This is a genomic window from Kribbella capetownensis (assembly GCF_004331485.1).
Taxonomy (GTDB): Bacteria; Actinomycetota; Actinomycetes; order Propionibacteriales; family Kribbellaceae; genus Kribbella; species Kribbella capetownensis.
In genome coordinates this window covers 722,630-737,657 of record NZ_SJKD01000003.1, presented here as the reverse complement: position 1 = coordinate 737,657, position 15,028 = coordinate 722,630, and the positions used below count along the sequence as shown (strand labels likewise).

The following is a 15,028-nucleotide window of genomic DNA, read 5'->3' as shown; positions in this document are numbered from 1 at the left end:
CGTCACCACCAGCCCAGGAGCTGGACCGGGGTCGGGTTCCAGCCGTTGCACGGATTGTTGACCTGCGGACAATTGCTGATCAGGACCAGGAGGTCGCGGCTCGCGGTCAGTTCTACGTACCGGCCGGGTGCCGAAAGGCCGTCGTCGAACCTCAGGTCGCCTACGGAGGTGACCGGCACATTCATGAAGAAGTTGACGTTGTGGGTGAGCTGTCGTTGCCCGATGCCGGCTCGCGCGCCGTAGGTGAGAAAGGTCTGGCGGCACGCGTGCTGGTGACGAGTGTGTACGCCGTACCGGATGACGTTGCTCTCCTGGGAGCACGCGCCGCCGACGGTGTCGTGCCGGCCGCAGGTGTCGTCGGTGATCACGGCGAGCTCGTCGCCGCTGGTCGACAGCAGACGCGATCCGGTGGTGAGGTAGACGGCTCGTTGCGCGCGGATCGTGTCGAAGGCGGAGTAGCGGTTGTCGATGTCGTGGGAGTCGTAGAACAAGGTGTCCACGGCCTGGTTGCCGTGCAGGTCGACAATCCGCAGCCGGCCGTTCGCCGGTACGGTCAGCAGGGCGCCGTCGCCGGGTTCCACCACGGTGTCCAGGCTCATGCGATCAACTCCCGGGTCAACTCGAGCGCACGCACGGCTTCGGCCCGGAGTTCCGGACCACCGGGCTCGGCGGGTTCGGTCTGTACGGAGGTTTCGATGTGTACGGCGATCGGCGCGGGTTCCGTGGTGGACAACGGGTGCGCGGCGGTGGAGACGAACACGAGCAGGTCCTGTTCCGCCCGCAGGGTGACGCTGTCGCCGGTGCGAGCGTGGTCCGGATCGAAGGTCAGCGAGGCTCGCGCGTCGTCGGTGACGCGGACCTTCGAGAAGAAGTTGACCGAGCCGTGCAGATCTGCGGCGCCGAAACCGTGTTTGGCCAGCTCGAGCTGCAGCAAGCGGTCGGGCGGGGCTCCGATCAGGCAGTCGTGCCAGTCGGATCCGGAGGCGACGACAGTGGCCAGGGCGAGACCGCGGTCCGACATGAGGACCATGCCGGCCCGGATACGCGCGGACATCTGCGACTTCAGTGTGTCTGGGATGTTGAGGCGGTCGAGTCGGTCGGCGCCGATGATCAGCGTCGAGGCGTTCGCGTTGTCGGCCAACGCGGTCAGGGTGATGGTGCGTCCGGCCCGGACGGGTGCGGACCAGGCTGCGGCGGCGGGAATCTCGTGCTTCATGCGACGGCACCTTCCACACGGGCGCCTTCACCGAGGCTGCCTTCAGTACTGGGGACGATCGATGCGTGGTACGCACGCCGCTGACCGCGGTACGCGATCAGCCCACCGACGGCCACGATTCCGAGCGTGAGCAGCGGCAGATAGTGCAGGTACCACCCCTCGCCCGCAGGGTCGTAGACCTCCGCGCGCGGCCACCCGAGGTTGATCGCCATCGCGAGTCCGTAACCGACAGCAAGAATGTTGACAATCAGACCGAACCGCCCGAGCGAGAACAACGGGCGCCCGTTCTCGTCCACGCCGGAGGACAGTCCGCCGGTCGTCAACCGCCGTACCAGCAGCGGCGTGGTCACCATCAGATAGGCGACGTACAGCAGCATGATGCAGACGCTCGCGAGGCCGAGGAACAGGCCCGTGTTGCCCACGTTCACCAGCAGGCACACGGCGGCCAGCACCCCGGGCACGATCGTCGCCGCGACCGGAGTGCCGGTACGACGCGACACCTGATGCAACTGGGCCGACGCCGGCAGGACGTTGTCGCGCGCCATCGAGAAGATCATCCGGGCGGCCGCGGTCTGGATCGCCAGCGTGCAGACGCACACCGCGAGCGCGACATCGAGGAGCAGCAGCTTGCCGGGCGTCGTACCGAGGCTGCTGGTCAGGACGTAGGGGAGGCCCTGGGTGGCGAGATCGCCGTCGGTCAGCGACGGCGCGGCCATCAGCGCGGCGATGATCAGGAACGCGCCGCCGATCCCGGAGGCGATGACGGCGCGGATGATCGTCCGCGGGGTGGTCGCACGCGGCTTGTGCGTCTCCTCCGACAGTTCGCCCGCACTGTCGAACCCGACCAGCACGTACGCCGCCATCAAGGTCGAGATCAGCAGTGGCACGACGTACCCGGTGGTGCTGTCGAGGTTCGTCGTGTGCAGGACGACCGACGGACCGCGCTCGGCTCGGCTTGTCAACAAAACTACGATCAGTACGACGCCGACGAGCTCACAGGTCACGCCGACCGAGTTGACGAACGCGGTGATCCGGACGCTGGTCGCGTTGAGCAGCGTGGTCGCGGCGAGGAGCAGGCAGCCGAGGACGACGGCGTTCGTGGCGCCGTCCTTCGAGGACAGCGCGGAGTCGGTCCCGACCAGCTGGAAGCCGGACCAGACCGCGGGCAGGACGACCTGAAGCGCGATCGCCGCGGTGGCCAGCGTGATGATCTGCGCGATCACCATCGCCCAGCCGGCGAACCAGCCGATGACGGCGCCGCCGAGCCGTCGGGCCCACTGGTAGATCGCCCCGGACAACGGGTAGCGGGTGGCGAGCTCGGCGAAGCACAACGCCACCGTGAGCTGACCGGCCAGCACCGCGGGCCAGGTCCAGAAGAAGGCCGTTCCACCGAAGCCGAATCCCAGGCCGAACAGCTGGAAGACGGTGGTGAGGATGGACACGAACGAGAAGCCGGCAGCGAACGACGCATAGCTGCCGACCCGGCGTGAGAGCTGCTGGGTGTAGCCGAAGCGGCCCAGATCGGTTTCAGAAGTGGCTGACATTCCGGTCTCCGTCGGATCGGCCCGGAATGCGCACGGCAGCCCGGGGCCTTCAAGGCCTCCCGGGCTTTTGTCCCGCCGTGGAGCGGTGCCGCAGCACCGCCTCCCCTCTCGGACCAGGCCTGCCGGTCAGCGGCAGCGGAACCCTAGGGGCGCCCCGCCTCAGGCGGGTCTGTTCCAGTTCAGGGCGCTCCGGTTTCAGCGGGCGTCCTCGCGTGTAACGGCGGCGTAAAGGAATCCTCTCACCGGGGGCGGACCTGGCGAGAGAGCGGAGAGGCTGTCCGTCTGCTGCTGTGGCTCCGTGGATCGCCAGGCGTTGCTTAGGGCAACAACTTGTCGGCGGCGCGGCGCAGGCGGGCGACGCCTTCGTGGATGCGGTCGGGTGGGGTGGAGGCGAAGCAGAGCCGGAGGGCGTCGGTGAAACGGCCGGTGGGGGAGAACGCCGGGCCGGGGATGAAGGCGACACCTTCGGCGAGCGCGATCTCGAACAGGTCGGCGGTGTTGACGCCGTTCTCCAGGGTGACCCAGAGGAAGAAGCCGCCCTCGGGGTCGGTCCAGCGGGCGATGTCGCCGAAGTGTTCCTGCAAGGCCGAATACATCGCGTCCTTGCGCCGTTTGTACTCGAGTCGCTGGGTGACCAGGTGGTCCTCGAGGTGCCCGCCGGTCAGGAAACCAGCGAGCAGTCGCTGGGCCGGCAGGTTCGTGCAGGTGTCCATTGCCTGCTTCGCGTTGATGAGCAGCGGCTGCAGTTCGGGGTCGGTGTCGACCCATCCGACCCGGAGTCCGGGCGCGATGATCTTCGAGAACGTCCGTACGGCGAAGACGAGCGGGTCACCGGCGCCGAGCTCACGCAGCGTCGGCAACGGGTCCCCGGCGAAGCGCAGGAGTCCGTACGGATCGTCGTCGATCACCATCGATCCCCAGCTCCTGGCCAACTCGAGCAGCCGATGACGTCGTTCCAGGGAGAGGGTCGCGCCGGACGGGTTCTGGAACGTCGGGATCGTGTAGATCGCCTTCGGTCGACGATCCCCTAGTAGGCGCGGTAGATCGTCGACAATCATCCCGTTGTCGTCGACCGGGGCCTCCAGCAGTTCGGCGCCGTACGAGAGGGCTGTGGCGCTGCCGTTCGTGTACGTCGGTGATTCGACGACGGCCAGATCGCCCGGGTCGACGAAGATCTTGCAGAACAGGTCGAGGCCCTGCATCCCGCCGGCTGTGATCGTGAGCCGGTCGGCCGTGGTCTCGTCGCTGGTCCCGCGGAGCATCTCGAGCAGGGCGTCGTGCAGCGGCGGGTCGCCCTCGGTGGCCGCGTAGTCGTACGCGTCGGGGCGGTTGAGTTGCTCGGCGGCGATCGCGGCGAGGATTGTCGACGGTACGGCTTCGGCGGCCGGCGACCCCATCGCGAACCGGACGATGTCATGGGTCTGCTTGTGCAGCAGCGACGTACTCGAGTCGATCACCGACCCGACCAGCCCGGCGACACGTCCGGCGTACGGGAGACGTTGGGTGGTTCCGGCTCCTGGCACCCGATCACTTCCTTGCACGGGCTACCTCCTGATCGTGAGTTCGTGGGGGAGACCGGTCAGGCGTGCGACGCCGTCTTCGGTGACCACAACGGGTTCGGACAGTTCGTAGCCCCAGCCGTCCATCCACATGCCGAGGATCACGTGGAACGCCATGCCTGCGGTCAGCACCGTGGTCTCGCCAGGGCGCAGGCTGACGGTGCGCTCACCCCAGTCGGGCGGGTATCCGATGCCGATCGAGTACCCGATCCGCGAGTCCTTCACCAGACCGTGCGCGGCGATCACGTCGTTGAACGCGGAGTGGACGACGCTGCCGGTGACGCCTGCGCGGATTGTCGACAATGTGGCGCGCATACCTTCAGCGACGATCTTGGCGGTTTCGCGCAGTCGCTGTGGTGGATCGCCGAGCATCACGGTGCGGGCGAGGGGAGCGTGGTACCGGCCGAAGACACCGGCCAGCTCGATCGTGGTCGCCTCGCCGGACACGAACGGGCGGTCGGTCCAGGTCAGATGCGGCGTACCGGCGGCGTCGCCAGTCGGAAGCATCGGCACGATGGCGGGGTAGTCGCCGCCGTGCTCGGGTGTGCCGGTCGCCTGCGCGGCGAGGATCTCGGCGACCAGATCGCATTGACGCTTGCCCGGCTGGAGTTGGTCGAGGGCGATGCGCATCGCGTTCTCTGCGATCGCGCCGGCGATTCTGAGTTGGCGGAGTTCGTGCGGTGACTTGACCAGGCGGATCCAGTTCACGAGCTCGGTGGAGTCGACCAGCCGATGGCCGGGCAGGCCGTTGCCGAGGGCAAGGTAGCCGCGGGCGGAGAAGTAGTGTGCGTCGGCCTCGACTGCGACGTCCACGCCGGCCGGGATCAGGTCGCCGGCCATGCCGGCGATCCAGTCGTACGGATGGACGTCCGGTCGGTGGACCAGATCCTCCGGGTAGCCGTGGATCTGGTCGTCGCGCAGGTTGCAGGTGTACGACGCCCCGGCTGCGTCCATCGCGCGGGCGAACAGGTGTGGTTCCCCATCCGTGGGGACGACCAGGCACTGCGGGGTGTAGAACGACCAGGCGTCGTACCCGGTCAGGTAGAAGAGGTTCGCCGGATCGCTAACCACCAGCGCGCCGAAACCACGCTCGGCCAGGGCCGCCCGGACCCGGCGGAGCCGCCCGGCGTACTCGGTCGGCTCAACCGCCTGCTCCAGCAGGTCCGGCACACTCATCACCTCACCTGGTTGCAGATTGTCGACAATCCTAACGTCAGATCACTCCCAGAAAGAAGAGCAGCCACGCCGCGCGCCCAGCCAGCGCCGGGCGTGTGCGCCGGAGTGCGGAGTGCGGGGAGTGGGATTGGGGAGTGGGGAGTGGGGTCGTGGGGATGGGTGTGTGTGGTCGGGGTGGCTGGTCAGTCAGGTGTGGAGGAGGCGTTGGCCGGGTGCGTGGCCAGCGAACGCGGTCGTGTGCGGACGGCGTCGCTGGGCGGTAAGCGCGTTGGGGGTGGGTGTGGTCGGGATAGCTGGTCGGGTCTGGAGGAGGTGTAGGCCAGGGAGTGCAGTCGTGTGTGGTGAGGGTCGGCGGACGGTAGCGGTGAGCGCGGTCGTGGTCGTTGGGGGTGGCGGGGTGGGTGGTTAGGTGTGAAGGAGGCGTTGGCCGGGGCCTTGAGGGTGGTGGCCCACCAGGTCCAGGGCGGCCCACATGGTGACTTGGTTGGCGGTGAGGACCGGTTTGCCGAGGGTGGCTTCGAGGCCGGCGATGATGTCGTAGGTCGGGAGGTTTGTGCAGCTGATGAAGACTGCCTCGGCGGCAGGGTTGTCGACGCTGCGGACGAGTTCGACCGTGGTCTCGTACGGCACCGCCCAGATCTGTGCAATCAGGCCCAGCCCAGCCGTCGCGACCACCTCGACGCCGGCTTCGGCGAGGAAAGTGGTCAGGCCTTCGGTCAGGTCGTTCGTGTACGGCGTGACCGTCGCGACCCGCGTGATGCCGAGGTGTCGCAGCGCCATCAGCAACGCCCCGCTCGTCGTCACCGCGGCCGGGGCGCCGGCCGCCACCATGGCGTCGACGAGCGCGGCTTCACCCGCCAGACCACCGACGAAGCTCCCGAACGTGCAGGCGTACGCGACGGCCAGCGGTGCGACCGGCAGGACGTTGACCGCGGTCCGGGCGATCAGTTCCGGATCGGAGATGTGAAGCGCCATCTCGACCGTCGCCGCGAGCGGGGCGTACGGGGTCCGGGTGAAGTGCAGCGTGACGTCGTCGGGGACCCAGCGCCACAGCTCGCGGTCGAGCGCGAAGTCGTACGGCGCGACGACGCCGATGCCGGTCTGGAGCAGCCTGGGCACCGGCGCCGGCAGCGGGTGCGTGGGAGGCCGCAGGGTCATGCGGTCAGTGTGCGGCTCACCGAGGATTGTTGACAATCCTACGGACGGGTTTCTAGCCTCGATGCGTGCCAGCCACCTCCGAGCGTCCCGTCGTCGCGGTGCTCTGTGAGCGGGCGACCGACCGGCCGCCCGGGCTGGAGGACCTCGCGGTCGAGTTCCGGTACTGCGCCGCGGACGGTCTGCCGGAGGCCGTTCGCGGTGCCCGCGCGTTGATGCTCTGGGATTTCTTCTCGACTGCGGTCCGCGACGTCTGGGCCGACGCCGGCACGCTGGAGTGGATCCATGTGACGGCGGCAGGCGTCGACACTCTGCTGTTCGACGAACTCCGCGACTCCGATGTGGTCGTCACCAACGCGCATGGGGTGTTCGACCGGCCGATCGCGGAGTACGTGCTCGGTGCGGTGATCGCTCATGCCAAGGACAGCCGGCGCAGTCTCGACCTCCAGCGTCGGCATGAGTGGCGGCACCGGGAGACGCGGAGCATCCTCGGTGCAACCGCGCTGATTGTCGGCACCGGGGCGATCGGACGAGAGACTGCCCGCTTCCTGCGGGTCGCCGGGTTACAGGTGCGCGGTGTTGGGAGGGTCGCTCGCACCGACGACCCGGACTTCGGTGAGGTTGTTGCCAGCAGCAACCTCGCGGACGAGGTGGCCTGCGCGGACCACCTCGTCCTGGCGGCTCCCCTGACGGCGGCGACGCGAGGGCTGGTCGACGGCAAAGTCTTGTCGGCGATGCGATCGGGTGCGCAGCTCATCAACGTTGCTCGTGGTCCGATTGTCGACGAACGTGCCTTGCTCGAGCATGAAGAGATCGCCGCGACGCTGGACGTGTTCGACCGTGAACCCCTCCCGCCGGACCATCCGCTGTGGGACGCGCCGAACGTGACGATCACCGCACACATGTCAGGCGACGTGATCGGCTGGCGCAACACCCTCGCCGAACAGTTCGCGACCAACGTCCGCCGTTGGCTGGCCGGCGAGCCGCTGCTCAATGTGGTGGACAAGAAGCTCGGCTACATCCCCACGAGAAGCCGATGACGCAGACCGACGGGAGAGTGCTGGTGGAGGCAGGCGAACTGGTTTCGGGGTACCGGTCCGGGGCGGTGTCGCCGGTGGAGGCGACGCAGACCGCGTTGGATGCGATCGAGCGATACGACGAGCAGGTGAACGCTTTCGTGCTGGTCGACGCCGAAGGCGCGCTCGCTGCCGCGAAGGAGTCGGAGGCCCGGTGGCATTCCGGGGAGCCACTGGGCCCCGGCGATGGCGTACCGACTTCGATCAAGGACGCCCTGTGGACCAAAGGCTGGCCGACGCTACGCGGCAGCACCATGATCGACGAGGCCGGGCCGTGGAGCGAGGATGCGCCGGCCGTCGCCCGGCTGCGCGAGACCGGCGCGGTGATTGTCGGCAAAACCACGACTCCTGAGTACTCGTGGAAGGGCGTCACTGACTCCCACAAGTACGGCGCGACGGGCAATCCGTGGAATCCGTCCAAGACGCCCGGTGGATCGAGCGGTGGTTCGGCGACCGCGGTCGCGCTCGGGATGGGTACGTGGTCGGTCGGCACCGACGGCGGTGGGTCGGTCCGGATTCCGGCCGCGTTCACGGGCACGGTTGCGCTCAAGCCGACGTACGGGCTGATCCCGCTGTTTCCGCCGAGTGCGTTCGGGACCCTGTCGCACGCGGGCCCGATGACGCGGACGGTCCGGGACGCGGCGGCGCTGCTCGACATCATCACTGGATTCGATGCCCGCGACTGGTCCTCGATGCCGACGCCGACGACCTCGTTCCTGGACGGGATCGATGACGGCGTCGCCGACCTGAGGATTGCCTTCTCGTCTGATCTTGATTTTGTTGACAATGATCCGGAGGTCGAGGAGTTGGTCCGAGCGGCGGTCGGTGTTCTCGCGGCCGCAGGTGCCGAGGTGACCGAGATCGATCCTGGGTTCACCGACCCGATCGATGCGTTCAACGTGCTGTGGTGGTCCGGCGCTGCCAAGGTTCTGGAGGCGTACACAGTCGACGATCGCGTTGATCCCGGACTCCGCCGGGTCGCTGCGATCGGGTCGGCGTACTCGGCGTCGGACTTCCTCGACGCGACCGCGGCGCGGATGGAGCTCGGGTTGCTGATGGGACGGTTCCATCGCAAGTACGACGTACTCCTGACGCCGACGTTGCCGATCACGGCGTTCCCGATTGGTCAGGACGTGCCGGATGGCTCGGAGTCGCCGGACTGGACGAGTTGGACGCCGTACACGTATCCGTTCAACCTGACCCAGCAGCCCGCGCTCAGCGTTCCGTGTGGGTTCACGAAGGCCGGCCTGCCTGTTGGATTGCAGATTGTCGGCGCTCGGCATGCGGACGCGCTGACCTTGCGGGTCGGGCGGGCGTACGAGGCCGCCACTGATTGGCACCAGCGCACACCCACCTTGGAGGCACGATGAGCAAGTACGTCACCGTCAGCCTGGACAAGCGCGGTGTGAGCTGCGTTGCGCAGTTGCTCGAGGACGTCGCGCCGCGGACCTGCAAGGCGGTGTGGGATGCGCTGCCGTTGTCGGCGCCGGTGTTTCATGGGAAGTACGCGCGGAACGAGATCTACACGCTGCTGCCTGGGTTCGCGGCGGCTGATCCTGGCAAGGAGAACACGACTGTCACGCCGATTCCGGGCGATCTGTGCTGGTTCTCGTTCGACTCCGATGATCTGGGGAATCCGGCGTACGGGTACGAGAACACGACGGGGACGGGTACGACGGGGGCGATTGTCGACCTGGCTGTGTTCTACGGGCGGAACAATCTGCTGATCAACGGCGACCAGGGGTGGGTGCCGGGCACTGTGTTCGGTGCGATTGTCGACAATCTGGATGGCTTTGCGGCGGCTTGCCAGGATCTGTGGATGGGCGGCGCACGCGGCGAGACGCTGAGCTTCGACCGCCGCGACTGAAGCACCCGGCAGCACGAGAGCACCCCGGCAGTTGTCTGCCGGGGTGCGGTTGTTGTTGTGGGTTAGAGGCCCTTGCGGAAGCCTTCGCGCCAGGAGGCGTAGCCGGGTTGCCAGTCGAAGGTCGCCTTCGCGAGGGAGTTGTCGGCACCGCGCATCGTGGTGAAGGCGGCGACGCCGACCTCGCCGGCGGCCAGGCGGCCCAGCCAGACGGGGACGTGGCGCGGACCCTTCACGCCCAGGATGCGGGCGAACTCCGGCAGCCAAACAGCAGCCTGAGCCGGGTCGTCGTCGGCGATCTGGTAGATGCCGGTCGCATCGCTCTCGACCGCCTTCACGGTGGCGTCGGCCGCGTCGTCGTAGTGGATGAACGACCACACACCGGCGCCGTCGCCGATCAACGGCAGTTGGCGCTTCCGGATCATCTCGACCATCGATCCACCCTTGCCGATGTCACCGGTCGGACCGTAGAACGCCCCGTACCGCAAGGCGATGCCCTCGATCCCGGCGGCGTTGGTGACCGCCGACTCCACGTGCTTGATCCCGGCCATCGACTGCCGCTGGGCGGCCGCCGGGTTCGGGTCGAGCGGGTCCGCCTCGGTCTTCGTCGCGGATCCGCCGTGTTGCAGGTTCCAGCCGGCGTACGACTGGACGACGAACCGTCGTACGCCGGCAGCCTGGGATGCGGAGAGCAGGTTGTCGGTGCCCTCGATGCGCAGCCGGTTCGTCATCGCGAAGCTCTCGTCGAACTTCTTGAAGTTGATCCCGCTCTTGAGCGCGGTCATCTGATGTACGACGACCTCCGGGCGGACGGTGTCCACCGCGGCCTTCACCGCGGCCGCGTCCAGACCGTCGGCCAGGACGACGTTCGCACCGAGCGCCTTGATCGAGGCCGCCTTCGACTCCGACCGGATCATGCCGACCACCTCGTGACCGGCCGCCACCAGTTGCGGGACCAGCGACCGGCCCAGTCCGCCGGTCGCGCCTGCCACCAATACCTTCATTGTCATTCCTCCGTCGTCTGTTGTTACGACCCGGAGGACACGCGACGGCGGCGCCTTGTGACGTGATCCATGTCACGCGCGTGCGTCGTACCCCGCCAGGCCGGGGTACGACGCACGCTGGGGGAGGGGTCAGCGCGTCAAGGTGATGAGTTGTGCGGTGCCTGGCTGGACCGTGGCGGCGAGGGTGTTGCCGTCCACCGGGACCCGCTGCCCGACCGGTGCGCCGGTGGCCGTGCCGTTCGGACGGATCTGCCGGTCGCCGAGCGTGACCTTGGAAGCGTCCGACGAGGCGAGGCCGGCAACGTCGCTCGAGCGCAGCGTGACGCTCTTGCCGTGACGGAACCGCGAGGGCAGGTCGAGCGTGACACGCGAGGCGGTGCTGTCCGCCGCGGCCGGGTCCTGAACGTTGATCAGTACGACGGTCAGCTCACCGTGCCGGCCCTCGACGCCGTACGCCCGCAGTTTGCCGAGCTCGGTCTCCGGCAGATCCAGGTCGACGAACCGGCCGCGAGGCACCTGACGGAACGCCCAGATGCCGTAGTACAGCGGTGTCGCGGACAGCTCACCCTTGTCCATCGCCGCCTGATCGGCGGCGCAGAACGCACCGTAGTACCGGTACGAGATTGGGTACTCCGGCGAGTCGCGCGGCTTGAAGTCACCACAGATGGCGGCTGTGTTGGTGTGGAACTGCACGCGGCTCACACCGCTCTGAGCGGTCTGGAGCAGGTAGTCGAGCGACCACAGTGACGTCGCGAAGCTGGTGCTGACGCCGGGCTGGCCGCTGCACGACGCGCTGTTGGACTCGTTGATCGTCATCGGGATGCCCGGCAGCCGGCTGCTCAGCTGCATGATGCCCTGCAGCTTGGCGTCGGTATTCGTGTGCGTGGTGGCCGACATCAACTGCGGGATGGTCAGGTTGGACGAGCCGCAGTGACTACCCGGGTACCAGTGCGAGGCGATCTCGCTGATCACCTCGTCCGGCTTGACGCTGGTGTCCGCGGCAACAGCGGCGGTGAACTCGTCCAGTTTCGTGTTCGTCTTCGCGGTGTTCGCCGATGGCCCGGTCACCTTGATCCTTGCGTGTGGCAACCGTTGCTCGATGGCCGCGGCGTACTGCTTCATCGTCTCCCAGTACTGCGCCGGCGTCAGCGTCGTGACGTGGTCGTACTCATTGCCGAGCTCAACCGAGAGCAGGTCGTCGCCGAGCGTCGCGTGGGCGGCGGCGACCTCCTCGACCACCTGGTCGAGGGTGACCTGTCCGTTGAGCACCGACAGCAGCGGCGCTCCCAGAGTGACCTTCCAGCCGGACTCGTGCAGCAGGGAACGGAGCTCGGTGAAGTCGCCCTGGTCGACGGTGCCACCGATGGCCCAGTCGGGTGCCGGGGTGTCCTTCGCGGCGCCGAACGCCGGCCAGACCAGATCCATCGAGTAGCCGCCGAGGCGCAGTACGCCCGGACCCAGGGTCTTCAGCCGCTGCGCCATCCGTTGGCGGGTCAGGTACCCGTGCGCGAAGTCGGCGGACTCGACCGAGAAGCCTTGGTTGTCACCCGTGATCGAGGCGTTGGTCCGGTCGCTGGTGACGGTCAGCCGGACATCGCTGGCGAGCGGCGGCGGTGTGTCGCTGGTAGGTGGCGGGGCGGCGCCGGCGACCAGGGTTCCGGTGCCGGCGAGCGCCACCGCCAGGGTGGTGGCGAGCAGGGATCTCATCGGGGCGGTCTCCTCACGGATGATTGCTGATGACAACGACCTCGCCGGGTACGAGGGTGGTGGCTGTCTGGTGGGTGAGCCGAGGACGGAACCCGGGCCAGCTGCCGTCGGCCCGGACTGCCTGCTCGTCGATACGGACCTGAGGCGCGTCGAGGGTCCGGCCGGCACCAGTCGGGTCGTACGGCGTCAACCGGTCGACAAAACCACGCGGTGTGGCGACGGTGATCGGATGGTCGGTCTTGTTGATCAGGACGAGGCGGCCGTCGGCGCGCCACCCCTGGACCTCGGTGCCGGTGGCAACCGGCCGCAGCGTCTTCGCGCCTTGAACGAAGTGCGAGAAGAGGAGCAGGGCGTAGTACTCCGGTTGCGCGGTGGGCGCACCGATCGCCGGGGACGGGTCGTAGTTGACGGCGTTGTAGTAGCCGTTGCCTTCCTCGGGCTCGAAGAACGCACGAACCTCGGCGTTGTGCAGGTTGACGCCGACCCCGCCGATCCGGCAGTCGGCGTTGCTACCGGGTTCGTCCGGCGGCTGTGGGCAGGCGACGTGGAACATCATGTCCACGGCGTACGTCGCGCTGGCGGCGACGTTGCTCACGCCGTCCGCGCCACGACCGGCGGCCGTGTTGGTCTCCTCGAGGCGGTAGGTCAGGCCGCGCTGAGCCGCGTCGGCGCTGTGCACCGCCACCTGGTAATCGAGGCTCGCGAGGTGTTCGGCGGAGAGAAGCGCTGGGATGGACGGGCAGCGGTACGGCTTGTTCACACAGGTCCGCGCGAGCGGATAGAAGTGGTCGCTGCTGTGGACCGGACGCTGGGTGTCGAGGATCTGTTGCCAGTTCCAGAACCATCGCGTCGGGACTGTGCGTTCATGGATCTGCTCCCAGGGCAGGATGTCCTCGCTCGTGTTCGGCGTGATCGCCTTGGTCGGGCTGATCGCGGCCGCGTACAGGGGCAGATCGGCGACGTACCGGTCGAGCCCGGAGGTGCCGTACGACAGATCGGGTTCGTTGCCGAGTTCGATGCCGATCACCTGTCCGGGCCGGAAGGTCTCGCGGACCGCGGTCGCGAACGCCTTGGCGTGCTCAGGGCTGACGAACGGCCGCGTCTCCTTCGGCGGCGACATCGCCGTGCCGAGCACAACCCGCCAGGCGTCGTGGCCGTGGCTTGCCTGGTCGAGTGTCGCGCGGATGTTGCGGAGATCCTCGGGCGTGATGATCTCGTCGGTGTTCGGCGCGGCCGGGTCGAACGGCATCAGGTCCTGGGACGAACCGCCGATGCGCAGTACGCCGCTGCCGAGGTTCCGCAGCAGTTGCACGAACGCCGGCCGCGCGGTCGGGCCCATGTAGCGCTCGATCAGCGACCACTCGATGCTCAGCCCGACGAAGTCGCTCGCCACAGCTCTCGGTGCCGCAGGGAGTACGTCGGGCGCGGCATCGGCGTCCGGAGTACTGGGTGCGAGCAAGGTCAGGGGGAGGGCGAACAGCGCGAGGGCGGTAACGACCGCCCGGCGCCTGGGGCCGCGTCGGCTCATCAATCAACCTCTGGGGAGGCTCCGGCAGGGCACCGGAGTGGCTGAGAAAACGTTGTCTGATTAGACTTCTGTGAGATTCTAACCATGTCAACCCCTCGGGCGTGGCGAACTTCCCGCGGATCGCTGACCGCGCGCTGCGGGTAGCCTCGTGCCCGCAGACCTGTAGGGGAGGACCGTGACCAGATCCGGGAAGCGCACGACGATCGTCGACATCGCGCGTCAAGCCGAGGTGTCGATCTCCACTGTGTCGCGGGTGCTGAACGGGCGACCGGTCGCCGACGAGGTGCTCGCGACCCGAGTGCGGAAGGCGGCGACCGAGCTCGGCTACCGGCCGAACATGGTTGCGCGAGACTTCCGGCGTGGCGTGACCAGCACGATCGGTGTCGTCGTACCCGATCTGGCGAACCCGTTCTTCCCGCATGTGCTGAAGGGGTTGGCCGAGGAGGTGTCTGCCGGTGATCATCGCCTGCTCGTGGTGGACTCTGGTGAGGACGCTGATCAGGAGCTGCAGCTCGTGGCTCAGTTGGCGGGTAGTTGCGACGGCATCATCCTGTGTTCACCGCGGATGCCGCAGAGCAGTCTCGCCACGTTGCCGGCGCTCGGCGTACCCATCGTCTGCACGAACCGCTCGGTGGGCGACTTGCCGTTCGGGACCGTGGGGATCGACTCCGCCTCGGGCATGCGGCAGGCGGTTGCACATCTCGCGCAGCTCGGGCACCAGCAGATCGGCTACCTCGGTGGTCCGGGTACTTCGTGGTCGGACGGCTTGCGGCGAGAGGGCCTGAGTACCGCGGCCGCGGACCTCGGCGTCAGCGTGTCGTCGACGGAGGCAGGGTCGACGAGCGACGACGGTCACGCCAAGCTGCCCGAGCTACTCGATCAGGGTGTGACGGCGGTGATTGCCTTCAACGATCTGGTCGCGATCGGTGCGCTGGCGCGGTTGCGGGAGCTCGAGATGGACGTGCCGTCGCGGCTGTCTGTTGTCGGGTTCGACGACATCCCGGTCGCTGCGTTCCTCGGCCCGCCGCTGACCACCGTCAGTCTGCCGAAGGAGGAGCTCGGCCGCCGCGCGTGGGCCGGTCTCCATCAGCAGTTGGAGACCGGGCAGGTGCCCCAGGAGGAGCTCCTGCCCGCGTCTCTCGTCGTTCGGCACTCGACCGCCGCGCCCGCCGACTGACGCCGCCCGCCGGCAGCCCCCA

General features: G+C 68.0%; 13 protein-coding genes and 1 riboswitch. Of the genes, 4 read left to right on the top strand and 9 right to left on the bottom strand.

Translation table 11 applies throughout. The features are described from left to right. Positions 1 to 2: 2 nt before the first annotated feature. From E0H75_RS18165 to E0H75_RS18140, 6 genes are all read right to left on the bottom strand, one after another. Positions 3 to 599, bottom strand: coding sequence for an urea amidolyase associated protein UAAP2 (locus E0H75_RS18165; protein ID WP_131514702.1), 597 nt, complete (start codon positions 597 to 599; stop codon positions 3 to 5). Next, a complete protein-coding gene (locus E0H75_RS18160; protein WP_131514701.1) occupies positions 596 to 1,216 on the bottom strand; it encodes a DUF1989 domain-containing protein in 621 nt (206 codons plus the stop codon). The genes E0H75_RS18165 and E0H75_RS18160 overlap by 4 nt, the downstream gene beginning before the upstream one ends. Continuing rightward, positions 1,213 to 2,760, bottom strand: coding sequence for an amino acid permease (locus E0H75_RS18155; RefSeq protein WP_131514700.1), 1,548 nt, complete (start codon positions 2,758 to 2,760; stop codon positions 1,213 to 1,215). The genes E0H75_RS18160 and E0H75_RS18155 overlap by 4 nt, the downstream gene beginning before the upstream one ends. Positions 2,761 to 2,814: 54 nt before the next feature. Then, positions 2,815 to 2,918, bottom strand: a riboswitch (guanidine-I (ykkC/yxkD leader). Positions 2,919 to 3,077: 159 nt separating this feature from the next. Then, the gene (locus E0H75_RS18150; RefSeq protein ID WP_131514699.1) at positions 3,078 to 4,283 is read right to left on the bottom strand and encodes an aminotransferase-like domain-containing protein; all 1,206 of its coding nucleotides are present in this window, start codon (positions 4,281 to 4,283) and stop codon (positions 3,078 to 3,080) included. A 21-nt stretch (positions 4,284 to 4,304) separates the two neighbouring features. Beyond that, positions 4,305 to 5,495 carry a M24 family metallopeptidase gene (locus E0H75_RS18145; protein ID WP_131514698.1) on the bottom strand — a complete coding sequence of 397 codons (1,191 nt, stop codon included), beginning with the start codon at positions 5,493 to 5,495 and terminating at the stop codon, positions 4,305 to 4,307. A gap of 405 nt (positions 5,496 to 5,900) precedes the next feature. After that, on the bottom strand, positions 5,901 to 6,653 hold the full coding sequence (locus tag E0H75_RS18140; RefSeq protein WP_131514697.1) for a maleate cis-trans isomerase family protein: 753 nt from the start codon (positions 6,651 to 6,653) through the stop codon (positions 5,901 to 5,903). A gap of 65 nt (positions 6,654 to 6,718) precedes the next feature. Here E0H75_RS18140 and E0H75_RS18135 point away from each other — a divergent pair, with 65 nt between their 5' ends. Genes E0H75_RS18135 through E0H75_RS18125 form a run of 3 tightly spaced genes read left to right on the top strand, consistent with a single transcriptional unit; the run spans position 6,719 to position 9,593 of the window. Next, positions 6,719 to 7,690 (top strand): D-2-hydroxyacid dehydrogenase, encoded by a 972-nt coding sequence (locus tag E0H75_RS18135; RefSeq protein ID WP_131514696.1) that lies wholly within the window; start codon positions 6,719 to 6,721, stop codon positions 7,688 to 7,690. Then, on the top strand, positions 7,687 to 9,096 hold the full coding sequence (locus tag E0H75_RS18130) for an amidase (protein WP_238163102.1): 1,410 nt from the start codon (positions 7,687 to 7,689) through the stop codon (positions 9,094 to 9,096). The genes E0H75_RS18135 and E0H75_RS18130 overlap by 4 nt, the downstream gene beginning before the upstream one ends. Next, the gene (locus tag E0H75_RS18125) at positions 9,093 to 9,593 is read left to right on the top strand and encodes a DUF3830 family protein (RefSeq protein WP_131514695.1); all 501 of its coding nucleotides are present in this window, start codon (positions 9,093 to 9,095) and stop codon (positions 9,591 to 9,593) included. The genes E0H75_RS18130 and E0H75_RS18125 overlap by 4 nt, the downstream gene beginning before the upstream one ends. Positions 9,594 to 9,655: 62 nt before the next feature. On the opposite strand, the gene E0H75_RS18120 is transcribed toward E0H75_RS18125, so the two are convergent. From E0H75_RS18120 to E0H75_RS18110, 3 genes are all read right to left on the bottom strand, one after another. Continuing rightward, positions 9,656 to 10,594: an NAD-dependent epimerase/dehydratase family protein gene (locus E0H75_RS18120; protein WP_131514694.1), complete on the bottom strand. Its 939-nt coding sequence runs from the start codon at positions 10,592 to 10,594 to the stop codon at positions 9,656 to 9,658. Positions 10,595 to 10,723: 129 nt separating this feature from the next. After that, positions 10,724 to 12,301 carry a hypothetical protein gene (locus E0H75_RS18115; protein ID WP_131514693.1) on the bottom strand — a complete coding sequence of 526 codons (1,578 nt, stop codon included), beginning with the start codon at positions 12,299 to 12,301 and terminating at the stop codon, positions 10,724 to 10,726. Between the two features lie 13 nt (positions 12,302 to 12,314). Continuing rightward, on the bottom strand, positions 12,315 to 13,829 hold the full coding sequence (locus tag E0H75_RS18110; RefSeq protein WP_131514692.1) for a hypothetical protein: 1,515 nt from the start codon (positions 13,827 to 13,829) through the stop codon (positions 12,315 to 12,317). A gap of 175 nt (positions 13,830 to 14,004) precedes the next feature. On the opposite strand from E0H75_RS18110, the gene E0H75_RS18105 reads away from it, so the two are divergent. Further along, on the top strand, positions 14,005 to 15,006 hold the full coding sequence (locus E0H75_RS18105) for a LacI family DNA-binding transcriptional regulator (protein ID WP_131514691.1): 1,002 nt from the start codon (positions 14,005 to 14,007) through the stop codon (positions 15,004 to 15,006). Positions 15,007 to 15,028 lie beyond the last annotated feature (22 nt).